The organism is Thiocapsa roseopersicina (assembly GCF_900106925.1).
In the GTDB taxonomy this organism is placed as follows: domain Bacteria; phylum Pseudomonadota; class Gammaproteobacteria; order Chromatiales; family Chromatiaceae; genus Thiocapsa; species Thiocapsa roseopersicina.
The window spans coordinates 160,624-176,635 of the sequence record NZ_FNNZ01000007.1; the positions used below are offsets into that span (position 1 = coordinate 160,624).

Annotated in this window: 11 protein-coding genes; 2 read left to right on the forward strand and 9 right to left on the reverse strand. The window is 65.7% G+C overall.

Features of this window, described 5'->3' with window-relative positions; translation table 11 throughout:
- Positions 1-21: 21 nt before the first annotated feature.
- The 9 genes from BLV04_RS09780 to tagH all read right to left on the reverse strand — a co-directional run bounded on the left by BLV04_RS09780 (position 22) and on the right by tagH (position 12,378).
- Positions 22-690 carry a DUF4399 domain-containing protein gene (locus BLV04_RS09780; RefSeq protein ID WP_175534570.1) on the reverse strand — a complete coding sequence of 223 codons (669 nt, stop codon included), beginning with the start codon at positions 688-690 and terminating at the stop codon, positions 22-24.
- 174 nt (positions 691-864) lie between these two features.
- Complete coding sequence (locus BLV04_RS09785) at positions 865-2,463, reverse strand: protein kinase domain-containing protein (protein ID WP_093030677.1); 1,599 nt, start codon at positions 2,461-2,463, stop codon at positions 865-867.
- A gap of 10 nt (positions 2,464-2,473) precedes the next feature.
- Positions 2,474-3,208 (reverse strand): PP2C family protein-serine/threonine phosphatase, encoded by a 735-nt coding sequence (locus BLV04_RS09790; RefSeq protein WP_093030680.1) that lies wholly within the window; start codon positions 3,206-3,208, stop codon positions 2,474-2,476.
- Positions 3,205-3,963, reverse strand: coding sequence for a type VI secretion system-associated protein TagF (gene tagF / locus BLV04_RS09795; protein ID WP_093030683.1), 759 nt, complete (start codon positions 3,961-3,963; stop codon positions 3,205-3,207). The genes BLV04_RS09790 and tagF overlap by 4 nt, the downstream gene beginning before the upstream one ends.
- The gene (gene tssM, locus BLV04_RS09800) at positions 3,960-7,511 is read right to left on the reverse strand and encodes a type VI secretion system membrane subunit TssM (RefSeq protein WP_093030686.1); all 3,552 of its coding nucleotides are present in this window, start codon (positions 7,509-7,511) and stop codon (positions 3,960-3,962) included. The genes tagF and tssM overlap by 4 nt, the downstream gene beginning before the upstream one ends.
- The gene (gene icmH / locus BLV04_RS09805; RefSeq protein WP_093030689.1) at positions 7,508-8,890 is read right to left on the reverse strand and encodes a type IVB secretion system protein IcmH/DotU; all 1,383 of its coding nucleotides are present in this window, start codon (positions 8,888-8,890) and stop codon (positions 7,508-7,510) included. Before icmH ends, tssM begins: the two co-directional genes overlap by 4 nt.
- A gap of 3 nt (positions 8,891-8,893) precedes the next feature.
- Complete coding sequence (gene tssK / locus BLV04_RS09810; protein WP_093030692.1) at positions 8,894-10,225, reverse strand: type VI secretion system baseplate subunit TssK; 1,332 nt, start codon at positions 10,223-10,225, stop codon at positions 8,894-8,896.
- Between the two features lie 12 nt (positions 10,226-10,237).
- Positions 10,238-10,729 (reverse strand): type VI secretion system lipoprotein TssJ, encoded by a 492-nt coding sequence (gene tssJ / locus BLV04_RS09815; protein WP_175534571.1) that lies wholly within the window; start codon positions 10,727-10,729, stop codon positions 10,238-10,240.
- A gap of 110 nt (positions 10,730-10,839) precedes the next feature.
- Complete coding sequence (tagH, locus tag BLV04_RS09820; protein WP_093030698.1) at positions 10,840-12,378, reverse strand: type VI secretion system-associated FHA domain protein TagH; 1,539 nt, start codon at positions 12,376-12,378, stop codon at positions 10,840-10,842.
- Positions 12,379-12,706: 328 nt separating this feature from the next.
- Between tagH and BLV04_RS09825 the strand changes: the two genes are divergently transcribed.
- Both BLV04_RS09825 and BLV04_RS09830 read left to right on the forward strand, forming a co-directional pair.
- Complete coding sequence (locus BLV04_RS09825; RefSeq protein ID WP_139191898.1) at positions 12,707-14,905, forward strand: bifunctional serine/threonine-protein kinase/formylglycine-generating enzyme family protein; 2,199 nt, start codon at positions 12,707-12,709, stop codon at positions 14,903-14,905.
- Positions 14,902-15,999 carry a tetratricopeptide repeat protein gene (locus BLV04_RS09830; RefSeq protein WP_093030704.1) on the forward strand — a complete coding sequence of 366 codons (1,098 nt, stop codon included), beginning with the start codon at positions 14,902-14,904 and terminating at the stop codon, positions 15,997-15,999. The genes BLV04_RS09825 and BLV04_RS09830 overlap by 4 nt, the downstream gene beginning before the upstream one ends.
- The last annotated feature ends 13 nt before the right edge of the window (positions 16,000-16,012 follow it).

Genomic DNA, 16,012 nt, shown 5'->3' on the forward strand with positions numbered 1-16,012 from the left:
ATTGGATCATCAAACGGACAATCAGGGCACGGTCACGGTAATCCGCTCGGACATGACCGGCGGCGTATGAGGAACGTGATTCGCATCGCCGAGCAACAATTGCAGTGTGTGCTCGCCCTTGGGTAAGACCAGGTGATACTCGGTCTGACCTCGGCCGAAATGGATAAAGTTGTCGCTTGCCGGGATCGGCTGATCGAGCGGCGGCAGATCCGTATCGATCAGTAAGTGATGATGACCTGTGTGCTCCTTGTCCACCCCTGCCGGAGCCGTTCCCATCCCGTGCAGACCGAACAAGACGACGAAATCACCCCCGGGGATCACCTCACCGTTCTGCGGCCAGATGATGTAGGCGAATGCTGCCTCGGGCGCCTCGGTCGGCCCGCCCGTCAAGCTGGGGACACCGGACTCCAAGGCGCCGTCACCGTCGCCGGATTCGAGCAACTTTCCGTAGACAAAACCCATCTGGCCGCTGTTCAAACGCACCTGGTGCCAATTGCCCCCGGCCGCGCTGCCGATCACCCGCACACGACTGCCCTCCTTGAGATAACCGATCTTCTGCGAATTGGTGGTCGGCGCCGCCCGGATATTGGAGTTGGTCGTTGCCTGGTACATCTTTCCGCCTTCTTGGGCGTCGAGCGGGAGGGTCAAGAAAAACGACACGATCGCGACGAGGATCAGGCTTCGTTTCATGGATTGGCTCCTATGATCACGGGCACGGGCGGACATGTGCGTGTCGAGACGGCAGCGGGGAAGCGCACGCAACGCGCTTCGCTGCTTTGAGCCTAGTCCGGGGTATTCGGAACAACAACCCCGAGAACAGCGCGTCATTCGGTCTGAATGAAACGCGATTGAACGACACGCGACCTATTCAAGCGCCCGCTGAAGTGCCTTTAGACGTTCATCGTCCGGATTCATCCTCAGTCCCGTCTCGATCATCCTCCGAGCTTCGTCGATCGCGCCTTGTTTCAACAAGGCGTCGGCAGACAGGAAGATCCGCGTTGCCGCGTTGACACGCCCGATTTGAATCAGTCCCTGTCTCGCCCGCAGGTTCTCCGGGTCGAGCTCCAAGACACGGCTGTAGCTCTCGAAAGCGTTGTCTCCCGGAGGCTCGGTCAAACGCCCGGCGTTCCATTGATCACGGGCCTTGTCGAGCAAGGCATCGATGCGCCTTTGTCCGCTCTCCCGAGGAGAGGTCGAGGCATCCGCCGTGGATGATGGTGAGACGGCGGACATGGGACTGTCGCCGCTGTCGTCGCGCAGGCTCTCCCTGGTCGATGTCAAGGGTGCGGACGAAGGGGCCGAGCTCCGCAGTGCACCCGCATCCGCTTCATCCGGCCTGTCCGGCACTGCAGCGCTCTGCCCGGTCCCCGTCCGCCCGGTCGGAACGGCGTCCGGCGTCTCCGAGTTGTCGGTGCGCAGACTGCCGTACCCGAGAAAGGCAGCGGCACCCACTAGGCCGCCGATGGCGACGACGGCGGCTGCTAGGCCGAACCGAGATCGCGGCGCGGGCGGCTGCACGACCAGGACGTCGGTCGTGCCGGGACGCGGTCCCGGGGCACGTTTCGCGATCTTGGTCATCAGGACGGTCGCGTCGGCGTCGGACGGCGTGCTCGCGCCGATACCCTCGTCGAGAACACCCTCGACGACACGCAGCAACTCCTCGGCGCTGGCCATTCGATCCGCGGGATCCTTTGCCATCAGCCCTTCGATGACGGGCTGAAACCGGCTCAAGTGCCCCGGCAGCTTCGGGATCGGCTCGTTCGCGTGCATGAGCGCAAGGGCAAAGGGGTCCGGCGCCGAATAGGGCAGTGTGCCGGTCAGCATCTGCCACAGCAGCACACCCAAGCTGTAGAGATCGGATCGGTTGTCGACCTCCAGTCCCCTCGCCTGCTCCGGACTCATATAGCCGATGCTGCCGATCAGCATGCCGGTGGAGGTCAGCTTGGTCTCGTTGCCGATCGTCTTGGCGATGCCGAAATCGGTCAACACCGGCGCCCCGCTGCCTGAAAAGAGCACGTTGCTAGGCTTGATATCGCGGTGCACGATTCCCTGACGATGCGCGTATCCGAGGGCATCGGCAAGACACCCGAGAATGGACCAGGTGCGCTCGAGCGACAGACCGCGACCGATGGTCTCCTTCAGGGTGCCGCCCGGAAGATAGGTCATCGACAGATAGTGGTAGCGGTCCGAGGCGCCGATGTCGTAGACCGTCACGATGTTGGGGTGAGTGAGCTTGGCGATCAGGCGCCCTTCGTTGAGGAAACGCCGGCAGAAGTCCGCATCGACCATCAGGAGCGGTTTCATCACCTTCAAGGCCACACGCCTGGACAGCGACTCCTGAACCGCCAGGTAGACCGTCGCCATGCCGCCTTCGCCGAGGACAGCTTCGGTCGTATAGCCTGAAATTTGCGGCAATTGCGCCCGGTCTATCTCCACCTCGGGATTGCCTCCGCCCTTGAGCATCCCTGATCCATCAGCGATGGATATCCACGATCACCGCAGTAATATTGTCTCGCCCGCCCGCGTCGCATGCGGCCTCGACCAAATCGCGTGCGACCTCCCCCGGCTCGGCACGGCAAAGGATGCCCGCGATCACATCCGCTCGCAGCTCCTTGACCAAGCCGTCGCTGCACAGCAGGAAGCGGTCGCCGTCTCTGAGTGCCTCGACGCGCAGATCCACGGCCATCTCGGCATCGGCGCCGACCGCGCGCACCAGGACATTCGACAGGGGATGCTGCTCGGCCTGCTCGGGCGTCAACATCCCCTTGTCGACCAGATCCTGAACATGCGTATGGTCCAATGTCAGTTGCACGAGCTCGCCGTTGCGACGCCGATAGACACGGCTGTCGCCGACCCAGAGGATGGCGCAATGGTCTCCGACGGCGACCAGGGCGACGATGGTACTGCCGATCAGGTCATCGCCCCGCGCAGCCGCGTCGTCCAACAGACGGCGATTGACCTCCTGCAGGATGTTGCGCACCGATTCGACGGCAGACCCCAAGAGTCCGGGACGCCCCATCCGACCGAGCCCGTCCACCAGCATTCGGCTCGCCATGCCGCCGTCGCTGTGCCCGCCCATCCCGTCGGCGACGGCCCACAAACCCAGATCGGGGCGGTCCAAGTAGGCGTCTTGGTTGACGTCTCGGACCCGACCGGGATGGGTCACACCGGCCGATGTCCAGTGCAGTTGAGCCGGTCGTAGACTCATCTCGGCTCCTCGCTCGGGAGCGCCGGGGCGGCTTGATCAAGCTCCCGCCATCCCCTCTCGGACCAATCGCCCGCGAGGAGCGCGCTGAAACCGTCCGTCGGCGGCAGCCCCTGACAGGCGAGGAAGGACGGCGCCACCTGCTCGGAGCCGCTCGACCACCAGAGGCTGTAGGCGCAGAAGACCTGATCGAGCGCACACGCCAACAGGGTCGAGCAGACGTTGCCCAGCTCCGAGGCAGAGGCGACGCCGATCCGCCAGGCGTTGGACCCGACCTGAGCGGTTGCGGTGACCGTGCCGAGACCGGGGAGCCGGTCGATCGGAACGCCGAGATCCAGGGTCATTGCATCGAAGTCGTCGACCGAGCGGTCCTCGTCGAGCCCGGCGAGCATCACCGCCTCGGCCCGCTCGAACCAATCGGGTGCGGCAAGCAGTCGTAACGGATCGACCCCCGGCTCCAGCCCACAGGCCAGCGTCAAGGGAAAATAGCGCCCGACCCGATCCACACTGGGCATCAGCACGCCCGCCCAAGCGCTCCGGCCGGCCACGCCCGGGGTCAGGACGAAGCGCCATAAGGGGCTGGTGAGATAGGTCTCGAGCCAGGCATCGCCGAGCTGGGCACGACTCTCCACCAGGCATTCGCGCAGCCACAGATCCCACGGCTGGACGAGCTCCGCGGGCAGACGGCGGCTCACGAAGTCCCCGAGACTCGGCAACTTGCCGTAAAAGCCGGGTGCGCCCGAGTCCCGCTCGCTCATAGGCGCCCCGGACAGCGAAACCCTCTCAGCTCGTCGAGCTTGAAGGGATTGCGCACGCTGATCGCGCGCAGATCGAACTGCGCGGACATCTCGGCCACGGCGAAGGTCAGCCGAAACAGCTCCGGTTGATTGGTGGCGGTGAGTCGTGAACGGTCGAGCACACGGAACCAGGCCCAGGGCCCCTCCTCCGTCAGACTTGGCCCGCCGCCGCTGGTGTCGACAAAGACCAGACGCGCCCTCAAGGCGCCGTCCGGCGGCGGCCATTGCAGTTTCTGCGTGCGCAACGGACCGTGCCGGTAATCGAGGATCTGGCCTCCGAGATCCAAGGTGAATTGGGTCAAGCGCGCATCCATGCCGCGCGGCTGAAGCTCGAACTCGACCGACGGAGTCTTGCCGCCGCCCATGAAGAAGGCCTCGCGGATGACGGCGGCACGTTGAAACTGCGCCAGGACCTCGTCCGGGATCCCGATGGCCTTGTCGACCCAACGCCATGTCGGGCTTGCGGTGTCGACGGACGAACTGAGATGCGCCTTGAAGAAGGCATCGATCAGTCCGTCCGGGCCGAAGACCCGACCGAAGTCATGCAGGGTCGTCTCGCGCGAGGTTCCGGCGACGAAGGGATAACGGTCGTGGATCGCCTCGCGGCAGAAGGGCAGCACCTCGGCCGTCCAGATATTGTTCAGTTGAGCGCGCGCGCCTCCGGCGGCGATGTTGGCGCTGTCCTGAGCAAGGGTGCCGACCAGGCCGCCGATCGGCGCCGGAAGCTGCGCCGCGAGCGCCTTGGCATCGCGGATCTCGGCACTCTCGCCCGGTACCAGCAGACCGCGACCCGAGGTCGCCGCCGCAGCAACGGACGAGAGGTGCAGTTGCAACTGGCCCATTGCGGTCAGGACTCGCTCGATGGGAGCCTGACGTTGCTCGTCGGATCGCACCAGGTCATGCAGCCAGGCAAAACGACGCGTCACGTACGCCTCCGGGGCCTCCGCGGACGGCGCGCCCGGGTCCGTGTCGTCGAAGTAGCTCTCGACACGCTGACGGAATCCCTGCAGTGGCCCTGCGGCCTGATCCGCGGCGGACTCCTCGTCCTGCGGGGGGCGGTCCAGCTCGGTCTGACGGGCGGCCGCGACAAGCAGTCGCTTGAGCGGTGAATATTCCGGATCGGCAAGGATGCGCGCGACCTCCGAGGCGTGATGCAGATCGCGCACGGCGACCAGATCGATATCCTCGAGCAGTGCTGTCCATTCAACGACATAGTCGCGCAGATAGCGCTCGCGAACCTCCTCGAGCACGCGCCGAGCGCCGTCGGACCCGGGCGAGAGGCGGGCATCCGGACCCAGGACCCATGCCTCCTTCTCCGCCGCCTCGATCAGTCGGCTGCTCGCGCTCGTAAATCCGCGGTGGTAGCCGTCGTAGGTAAAGAGTGCGGGAACGCCCTGATTGATCGGTCGTCCGCTGCGACGCGCAAACACCAGCTTGGCGAAGTCTCCGCCGGCATCGCTGATGGAGAAATCGGGAAGGTCGTCGCCCGGTCCATCCTGCTTGAGACGGGCGTAGATGCGCTCGGCCGGGGACGTTCGGTTGAGGATGGCCCGCGCGTCGGCGATCAGCGCCCCGTCGAGCTCGATCGGCAAGGGTGCGGGCCGGCGCACCAGCAAGGCCGAAAGATGATCGCGCAACGCCTCCTGCTGCTCGGTGGTGGTCTCGCGCGGCAGACTGCGCTGCCAATCGCGCCCGACCCAATACTGCACGGCCTCGGGGTCGTAGTGCTCGTCGCTGTCGAGCATGAGATAGACACGCAAGGCATCGTAGAGATAGTCGGGGTCGCCGCCGGCTTCGCGGATCTGCTCCTCCAGACGCAGGATGACCCTCGGCAGCAGGGCCTTGGCGAGAATGCGGTCATAGGCCCGCTCGGCTTGCGATCCGAGCTTGCCGCCTTGATAGAGGCCGAGACCCATACTGACGGGGACAGACTCACCGCGGTCGGCGTATCCGCCGGGGATCGCGCGAGCCGCATCCAGAAGGGGCAAGACGCCGAGCGGGTTGCGCTCCTCGACCGGGATGGCATCGATCTTGGCCTCGATCTCGACCACGCGCTGGGCGACCTCGTCGATGTAGGCCAGGTTGCGCGAGTAGCTTGTGGTCCAGGCCGCGCCGGCCAGCAACAGGACCGAGAAGACCCCGGCATAGGCCCCTCGTCTGAGCCAACGCCGACGACGCTCCAGACGCGGATTCAGCCCTGCGAGCCCCGACTCGGTGAAGATCAGATCGCGCAGCAAACGCGTCAAAAAGAAGCTCTTTCCCGTCCCCTTGAAAGGGAGCGGACCCTGGCGAGCCAGGCCGAAACTCCCCGCAAACCCGCTCAGTACCCGATCGATCGGGGTGCCGGTCTGCGTGCCGCTGGTGAAATAGACGCCCCGCACCAGCGGCCGAATCTCGAAACGCGACGGCGTGAAGGCATCCTGCAGAAACTGCTCGAGTGCATCGCCGAGTGCATTGAACTGCCTTGGAAAGCTGAACACGAGGGAGCGTTTTCCCGGTTCGCGCTCCTGCTCCATGCGGGTCAGCAGACGTTGGTCGATCCGCTCGACCAGCGCCGCCAGCTCCGCAGGACAGGCCGAGAGCGCCGCCGGGGTCTTCTCCTCGGGGTCGTAGGGGAAGGTCACGCCCCAGACCTGCTCGCGCCCCTCCTTGTTCAGGTCCGCAAAGAACTCCATGAAACCGGCTACCAGATCCGCCTTCATGAAGAGCACATAGACCGGGATCGCGATGCCGAAGGTCTTGCACAGCTCCTGGACGCGCCGGCGGATCGCCTCTGCATGCGCCGTGCGCTCCGTTTGGCTTTGCTGCATGAGGTCGGCGAGACTCACAGCCACCAACACCCCGTTGATCGGGCGTCGCGGCCGGTGCTTCTTCAGCAGCCCGAGGAAACCCTGCCAGGCGGCGCTGTCCACCTGCTCGTAGCTGTCCTGCGTGGTGTAGCGTCCGGCGGTGTCGATCAAGACCGCCTCGTCGGTGAACCACCAATCACAGTTGCGGGTCCCGCCGACACCCTGGACCGCATCCTGGCCGAGACGCTCGGCGAGCGGGAAACGCAGGCCCGAATTCATGAGCGCGGTCGTCTTGCCGCATCCGGGCGGGCCGATGATCAGATACCAAGGCAGCTGGTAGACCCAGCGTCCGCCCAGTCGGTGCCGGACCTCGGATCCCTTGAGCGCCGCCAATGCGTCATCGAAACGCTCGCGCAGGACCTGCAGCTCCTCTTCGCTTGCCGCCTTGGCCGGGTCCGGCGCAGCGGCCGGACGCGCCGCGAGCTGCTCCATCAAGCGGCGATTGCGCAACCGCGCACGCACGACGGAGCCGATCCGCACCACACCCCAGACCCCGAACAGGGCCCCGACGGCCATGTATCGGCTGCGCGGCGACGCCAAGGGCTCCACGCCTGCAATGCCGACCAGCGGGCCGATGAACCAGATCAACAAGGCCAGCGCGATCGTCCCGAGCAGGGTCAGAAACCAGCGTGAGCCGAGGAATCGAGCCAGCGCTTTCATGGCTGCACACTGGCCACATCGGAGGTCGCACTTCCCCCGCCGCGTGGCCCCATCAAGGTGATCTCGACCCGCCGGTTGCGAGCATCCCTCGGATTCTCGGGGATCCGTGGCTCGGTATCGGCGCGTCCCTCGGCGGTGAAGCGCGACGGGTCGCCGACGACCTCCACGAGCGACGCCATGACGCGCTCTGCACGCTCCCGCGAGAGATGCCAGTTCGAAGGAAAGCGCAGCGTCTTGATCGGAACGCTGTCGGAGTGCCCCGTCACCAGGACCGTACCGGGCAGACGTGCCAATGCCTCGCCGATCCGACGCATCAACGGCATCAAGCCCGGCGTCAAGCTGCTGCTGCCGGAGGCAAAGAGTCCGTCGCCGCGGATGATGACGGTCTGGCCCGCGGGCCTGTCCTCCACCTCCAAACGCCCGGCGGCGATCTCCTCGGCGAGCAGGATACGCAGGGTCAGGGGCGCGGGCGCGTCCGGCGAGGCCGGCGGCGGCTCGGCGAAGGGAACCCTCGGGCGATCCACCACCACCTCCAACCCGCGGTCGAGTTGGCTGAGCGAGAGAAAGACGGGATCCGAATCACGGTTCAGCGAGATGCTGTAGAAGGCGAAGAGTCCGGCGAGAAGCAGGCCGGCCATCGCGGAGAAGACCCAGAGCGGCAGCTGGTGGATCAGCGGATCCCGCCGCACCTTCGCCCCCTGCCAATGCAGCGACAGCTCCGGGTCCGGGTCGCCGCGTTGGGTGCGGATGGTCTGAAAAAGTTGCTCGCGGACGCGATCGAGCTGTGCGCGGCCGTCCGGGCGCGTCCGGTAGCGACCCTCGAAGCCCAGCGCCAAACACAGATACATGAGCTCCAGGAGATTCAGGTTGCCGCTCGGATAGGAGAGCAAGCGCTCCAAGGCACTGAAGAATTTCTCCCCGCCCCAGGTCTCGTTGTGGAAGCTGATCAAGAGTCCCTGATGGCTCCAGACGCTCTCGGTCCCCCAAGGTGTATCCAGGACGGATTCATCGATCAGGGCGCAGAGGACATAGCGCGCGGGCAGCACGACCGCATCCACCAAACCCTTGGCACGGGCACAGGTCTCGAACTCGCGCACCTGGCGGACGAGCCCCTCGCGCAGACCGGCCGGATCGGGATGAGAGACGGTCCCGCGCAGCTCCGCGGCAATCGTCAGGAGACCCGCCGCGCAGCTCACGAGCGGATTGACGACCGGCGCCGTTTGCCCGACCGCGCTCCAGGTCGGTGGCACGCCCGAGAAGGGCGGCGGCTGCGCAGCCGGTCGCGCCGGTGCGGCGGCCGATCGCCGCCCTCCGGGGATCGGACGGATCACGGTCGCACCGGCGTCGCCGGGTATGCTGAAAGGATCGTCGTCGGTCACGGTTTACTCGCGGATGGCCCAGAGCTCGAGCTCCAATCCCGGGAACTCCCCGCCGATATGCATCCCGAAGCCGCCTCCCGCGCTCAGTTGCTTCCAGAATTCACCACTTCGATCCAATTCAAAATAGTCGAAGCCCGCGTGATAGGGAATCTCCAGCGGAGGCGTGGGCATGGGCTTGAGTGCGATCCCGGGCAACGCAAGCTTGACCAGGTCCTGGATCCGCTCGACCGGGCCGAGCTTGCATTGGGCGGGGAACCGGTTGCGCAAGGTCTGGGAGTCCAGGCTCGCCTGCGCGGCAAGCACGAAGCGCGCGGCCGGAAGCAGCGAGCGGTCGGCCACCAGCGCGACGCGGAATCCGAATTGGCGCTCCTGGATCGGGATGGCGATGGCGCGCTCGACGTACTCGCGACCCAGATACTCGCGTAAACGATCGATCAGCGACGAGAAGGTCGCGTCCAGGTCGTCATGCCGGTAGGGCGGAAACCCGGGCGGACGCTTGGTCTCGCTCGCGAAGGTCGCCAGCTCCCCTGCAAGGCCGAGCAGGTGTCGGTAGATCGCCTCCGGATGCAGTCCACGAACCTGCATCAGATGCAGCGCGACCGGCTCCGCGCGATTCATCAGCTGCAGCAACAGGAAATCGGCCCAATCCGAGACACCGCCGCGCCCCACCCCTCGCACGCGTCCGGCGCGCGACTCGGCCTGACGGTGCAGGAGACCGCTCAGCTCCTCGATAAAATCGGCCAGGCGTCGCCCGACCCGGTAGTCGATGCAAGGCGGGATGTAGGCGCGATCGAGCACGACCTCGCGATCCGCACGACACTCGAGCACCCGCGCCACACCGCAACAGGCGAACCCGTCGCGGGCCTCGCGCTCGAGCATCAAGCGCAGATCGAGCCGCCCGATCTCGACCGATGTCTCGGTGTCCGAACCCAGGGCGTTGTCGCGCACCTTGAGCTCGCCGAGGCGATAGCGCAGGCCGGTCTCCGGCTGCTCCGTGCCGCCGCTCTCGGCCGCGCCCGGGCGGCGTAGCGGCAAGGCGAGATAAAGGGTCTGGCCCGACGTCGACTCATCGAGCTGCAAGGGTTGCGGAAGCGGGTCGCTCGCGGGGGCATCGAACGGCGTGCCGTCCGGCAGAACCCCCGCGACCTCGCTCAGCACGAGCTTGCCGATCCCCAGCATCTGCGTGTCGATCTCCATCCGGGACAGGCCCCAAGGATAGGGCACGCCGAGACCCGCCTTGGCGCCGATCAGATGCTCGAGATAGCGATCGTGCTGTTGGAAATGATGCGGCTGAAGGAAGAGACCTTCGGACCAGAGTACCTTGTTGTCCCACACCGGCGGCGACTCCTATCGGGGATAGGCCGAGATGGCCTCTGCGGCAACGACGATCCGGATGGCGTTGTTCGTATCCGGGGTGAGCGCGGTCGCGGCGCGCCAGCGGCTGCGATCGATGTCGCGATAGGCCGCCACCACGCCGATGTAGGCCGCCTCGGGAGCCAACGGCCGGGTGATCTCACGGCGTTCTCCGGGCCTCAGGGTGAGCTCCTCGCGCGCGATCAGATCCGGGCCCAGCACCGCCGACTCGTTGTCGAACAGGCTGTAGAAGTCCGCCGTCATGAAGTTGCCCTGCCCCTTGAGCTCATAGATCCGCACGACCACCGGCAGCGGATTGCCGCCGGGTCCGAGATTCACGTCGGCGGTCGCCTCGATCTCCAGGCTCAGCATGGGCGCGGGCTTCTCCTCCTTCCCGGCACAGCCGGGGAGCAGACCGATACCGATCATCAGGATCCAGACACCGAGCACGGATACGGTGCGGCGCTGCGGTCGAGGCGGGGACATGTGGGCCATTCTCGTTACCCTCTTGACGGATGAACCCGACCGGTCGAAAAACCCGACCGGAAATTCAAACCGACCGACCGGGCAGCGGATCGCGCCCGGTCTGCGACAGGTCAAGCGCGCTGTCGTCCGCGTGCCTGATCCAGGCGCTGGATCTGCTCCTGATACGCCTTGGTAAAGGCATCACCGAAGAGGCGCATGAAATCCTCCGCCGCATCCGCGGCGACCTCCTCGTAAGCCTCGGTGAAGAGATCCCAATACCGGGACTTGCGCACCATCGGGAGCATCTCTTCGAGCCGTGATCGGGCCGTCAATCGGCGCTCCAGCTCCGCGGGCTCGAAACGTGCGAGGAGCGCGCGCAGCGCGGCCTGGAGCCCGGTCGTCATCGCCATCTCGTGCGCGCGAATATCGTCGAAGGCCTCGCGCGCGGCGGGCACGGCCGGTAGGAAACCGGGGCTCGGGCGAAACAGCAGCCGATCCAGCAGGTCGTCCGGATCGGCGGAGAACTTAAAGGGGTTGTTCTCCGCGGGTCGAATCGTTGTGACCCCAAGGCGCAGCTCGCTCTTGAATTGCGCGCGCCCCATCATCGTCAGGGTCAGGCCCGCGGCCAAGGCTCTGAGGAGTGTGCCTGCGTTGCGCAGCAACTCCTCGGGCTGCTCAACCCGCACGCCGTCACCGACTCCGAGTCCTTCGATGAAGGCATCCAAGAGCGCTGCCGAATCGGAGGTGAGCCCTTCCGACCCCCGCGGCCGGTTGCCGGCGTTCGCGTGCGCCTCGGTATGGGGGATGTGCGCAGGTGACGGGCTCGTCGGCTGCATAGCGGGATCTGCTCGCGAGAATGGATCGTCCGCGGAGACGGCTGCAGAGCGAGCGGGACGTTGCGGCTCGACGGAATCCGCCAAAGACTCCTGCGGGCTTGGTCGCGGCGGGCTCGGCGGCGGCGCCGACGCGGCGGAGTTGTCGTTCGGCGACACGTCCTCGGGAGGAGCGGCCCAGACATCGTTCAGGATGTCGTAGTTGTCCGGAATGGCTTGGATCTCGGGGGGGCGAAAATAGACATTCTCGACCGGCGTTTGGTGAGACACGCCTTTGGGTGGAGCCTCCTTGCGCCCTGCTGCAAGCCGCGAATCCAATGGAGATGCGTCGGCGAAAGGATCATCCACCAGGTGTGGTGTCGCCGCGTCGAGGCTGTCGATCCGCGGCTCTGCGCCATCGCCCTGATTCAATAGATCCAGGATGTCGGTGCGGGGACCGGGCTTGGAGAGACCGGGCAAAGCACTGTTTGCGACGTCGTCGAAAGGATCGCGATCACGCGCGGCCGTTTCAGGCTTTGACGAGGCAATGCTCACGAGAAACTCGTAAGCGCCGATGGCGAGACGGTCGCCGTTGTGCAAGCTCATCGGCTGATGCGTCGGCAACGGCTCGGTGGCCTGATTGAGAAAGGTCCCGTTGCGACTGGTATCCGTGATCCAGACGCCGCTGTCGCGAACCTCGATCAATGCATGTCGGCCGGAAACCACGCGCTCCGGATCATCGAGAACCAAGTCATTGTCACGAGCACGGCCGAGGGTCGCGGCGCCGGAGGTCATTCGAAGCTCCATCGGCGCGCCGGCATGGCCGCTGCGATTGATGAGGCGAAGCGTCAACTCCATGCCGCGAGTCTCCGCGAAGATAGCGTCCCGGAGGCGTTTTCACGAAGATGCAACCCTTGAGTCATCGTATCGTTCATCGCGAAAGACCATAACTCGATTAAGGTTGATGGTTTATAGCCGGGAGGGCGATCCGACGACATATGATCGAGTATAGTCGAGTCGGTCGATCTGCTCCTAAAGTCGTCCGAGACAGTCACCGCGCATCGCATCTCGAATCCTTGCCGATCATCCGTCACACTCCGGTGATAATCGCACGCAGCGGTGCCGCAACCGCGAGAGGTCATCGCGGGCTCGAATCAAGAACCATGCGTTCAACACAGACAGCATCGTGACTCAAACAGATCAACAAACCATCCCCGTCGGCGGAATGATCGACGAGTTCCGCATCACTCGCGTCTTGGGCGCGGGGAACTTCGGCATCGTCTACGAGTGCGAGAACATCCACCTCGACGAGACGGTCGCCATCAAGGAATTCCTGCCGACCGAGCTTGCGCGGCGCGGCGCGGACGGCCAGATCGCACCGCTGTCGCCGGCTACCGCCGAGGCATTCCTCTGGGCTCGGGACCGGTTTCTCCAAGAGGCACGCACGCTCTGGAATCTCGCACGGCCCGTGCCCCATCGCAACATCGTGCGGGTCACCGGCTACCGCGAGGCCAACGGCAGCGCCTATATGTTCATGGAGTTCGAGCGGGGACAACCGCTGTCGGATCTCCTGGAGCAACGCGGGACACTGACCTTCGAGGAGCTGCGCCCGATCGTCGCCCCGCTGCTCGATGGCCTGGAACGCGTCCACGCGGCGAACGTCCTGCACCGCGACATCAAGCCGGCGAACATCCTGATCCGCCCGGACGGATCCCCGGTCCTGATCGATTTCGGCGCGGCCCGCAACGTCGCCCTGAGCGGCGAGACCTCGGTCTTCACGACCTACACGCCACGCTATGCAGCCATGGAGCAGCACTATCCGGGCGGAGACCAGGGACCCTGGACCGACATCTACGGACTCGGGGCCACCCTGTACCGCGCGGTGACGGGCCGCACGCCCAAAAGCGCATCGGAGCAACTGCTCGGCCATACCCAGGAGCCTGCGGCGGATCTCTGTCGCGGGCGCTACCCGGACGCCTTCCTGCGGGCCATCGATGCCGCCTGCGCGCTCAAGCCAGACGACCGTCCGCAGTCCGTGTGCGCGTGGCGAGCGCAACTGCTTTCCGATGTGTCTGCCGCGGATGATTCGACGATGGTGCTGCCCAGGGTCTCTGCGACGGATGTCACCCGCTTCTCGGCGGCGCCGAAGACGCCGACATCGAGTCAAAGGACCGGGACGGACGCAGTCGAGACCGGACTTCAGCCCACGCCGCGGCGCCGGTCCCGTGCATGGATCCTCGCGACCCTGGTGCTCGCAACCGCCGCCGCGGCCTCCGCGTTGTATTGGTGGACGCAACACCGACCGGCCAGGGAAGCCGAGCGCGAAGCGGTCGAAGAGACCTCGCGGCCACCCGAGGTCGAGCCGATTCGGACGGAGCGCGAGCCTGCGCCCGAGGATCGCGATGTCGCCGAAACCGAGCCGCCGCCGAGTCCCGAACGGACCTTCGAGCCATTCGCCCCCCATCAGCACTTCGCCGACCCCCTGAGCTCGGGAGGCACCGGTCCGAGCATGATCGCAATTCCTGCCGACGAGGTCGCGATGGGTTCACCCGTCGAGGAGGACGGCCGCAATAGCGATGAACGTCTCCACGCCGTCGTGGTCAGCGAGCCCTTCGCCATGAGCCGGACCGAGATCACCATCGGAGAGTTCTCGGAATTCGCTCGATCCGTAGGCTATCGCACCGAGGCCGATCGCGAGAGCGCATGCCTGCGTACCGACGAGGGAGGAATCGAGCTTGTCGCCGACCTGAGCCTGTCTTGGGATAAGCCAGGTTATCCGGTCACGCGGGAACATCCGGTCGTCTGCGTGACCTGGAACGACGCCCGCGCCTATGCCGACTGGCTCGGCGAGCAAACCGGCCGCGAGTACCGTTTACCGACCGAGCTGGAATGGGAATACGCGGCGAGGGCCACCACGACAACCAGCCGTCATTGGGGCGACAACCTCGAGGCGTCATGCGATTTCGCGAACACCGCCGATGAGACCGTGCTCACCGGCGCAGAAGAGACCCGACGCATCGAAGGCGCAAGATCGGCGTGTCGAGATGGCCATCTCTACGCCGCGCCGGTCGCGACCTTTCAATCAAACCAGTTCGGTCTTCACGACATGCTCGGCAATGTCGCGGAATGGACATGTTCGGTCTATGATCCTGTGTATGGCGGAGCCCAAGCCGAATGCCTGGATGCGACACGACGACGCGGCCCCGCACCCATCGTGATCCGGGGCGGCTCTTGGCTGACCTCGCCGGCCTTGGCGCGCTCGGCCGCGCGTGACGGGCTACCTTCGAATTTGGGTCTCAATACGATCGGCTTCCGCGTGCTGGCGACCAATCGCCCGTGGACAGGCCGGGCGAGCGTAATCACTCACGGGAGTGCGGACGAATGAGGCGCATCCGATCGTTTACAGAAGGCTTCTCTCGAATCTCGGCGGGGGCAATTGCCGTCGCCATTACGCTGCTCGTCGGCGGCTGCGCGACCACCGGCTCCGCCACCGACCCCTCCGCCATGTATGGACAGGTCTCCGGGACGGCGGACGCACCCGGCGCGACCGGCTATGTCATCGCCCAGCTGGAAGATCTCACCGTCGTCGATTGTCTGCTGCCCGGGCGACTGCGCAAGATGGGCTCGACCATCACCTGGGTCGGTCGCCCTCGTCCCGTCAAGAAGACCATCAGCGACTGCGAGATCCTCGGCGGGCAATACGTCCTCTTCGACCGCGCCGACTTCGACACCGCCTTGGCCGTCTGGAAATTCGCGGCGGAACAGGGCGACCCGACCGCACAAACCTATGTCGGCGAGATCTTCGAGCGCGGACTGGGGCGCGCGCCCGACTACGCGACGGCGGCGCAATGGTATCGAAAGGCCGCCGTCCAAGGCTCGCCACGCGCCCAGCTCCGGCTCGGCGCACTCTACGAAAAGGGTCTGGGAGTGCAGCGGGATCCCGTCGAGGCCCTGGACTGGTTTCGTCAGGCCGCCGGACTTCAGAAGGACAAGATCGTCTATCTTTCTCAAGCCGTAGCCCAGACGAAACGGCGCTCCGGCGGCTCTGTACCTCGGCCCGCCGCCACATCGCGCACCGCCCCGCAGCGATCGGCTCCGTCATCCCCGCGCCCGGTCGCGGCGACCCAACCGCCCTCGGCGGACCTCGCCCGGCAGCCCGACATCGAACGCGTCTCGACCGTTCAGCCGGACGTGGTCCAGCCCGCCCGAGCGGAGCTCAAGCAGATCGCAGCGGTCTCGCAGACACGCAATCAGGAGCTGATCCGCGCCGAGACCGCGCGTGATCGTGCCAAGGAGGACATCGTGCTCCGCAGTCGGGAGACACGACTCATTGATCAGGCAAAGCCGGCGATCCGCGCCGATCGCCGCTTGATCGACCAATACGTCGCGCTCACGCAAGAGGCCGAGACGCAACGTGTCGCCGCCGAGGGTTTGGAGCGGGTGCTGGAGGTCGCCGCACCTGTGATGGCACAACAGTAACCGAGAGACATCG

What these genes read in the sequence shown, in the direction of transcription:
- BLV04_RS09780 (WP_175534570.1), bottom strand. Translation starts at nt 690, where the DNA reads ATGAAACGAAGCCTGATCCTCGTCGCGATCGTGTCGTTTTTCTTGACC.
- BLV04_RS09785 (WP_093030677.1), bottom strand. Translation starts at nt 2,463, where the DNA reads ATGCTCAAGGGCGGAGGCAATCCCGAGGTGGAGATAGACCGGGCGCAA.
- BLV04_RS09790 (WP_093030680.1), bottom strand. Translation starts at nt 3,208, where the DNA reads ATGAGTCTACGACCGGCTCAACTGCACTGGACATCGGCCGGTGTGACC.
- tagF (WP_093030683.1), bottom strand. Translation starts at nt 3,963, where the DNA reads ATGAGCGAGCGGGACTCGGGCGCACCCGGCTTTTACGGCAAGTTGCCG.
- tssM (WP_093030686.1), bottom strand. Translation starts at nt 7,511, where the DNA reads ATGAAAGCGCTGGCTCGATTCCTCGGCTCACGCTGGTTTCTGACCCTG.
- tssJ (WP_175534571.1), bottom strand. Translation starts at nt 10,729, where the DNA reads ATGTCCCCGCCTCGACCGCAGCGCCGCACCGTATCCGTGCTCGGTGTC.
- tagH (WP_093030698.1), bottom strand. Translation starts at nt 12,378, where the DNA reads ATGGAGTTGACGCTTCGCCTCATCAATCGCAGCGGCCATGCCGGCGCG.
- BLV04_RS09830 (WP_093030704.1), top strand. Translation starts at nt 14,902, where the DNA reads ATGAGGCGCATCCGATCGTTTACAGAAGGCTTCTCTCGAATCTCGGCG.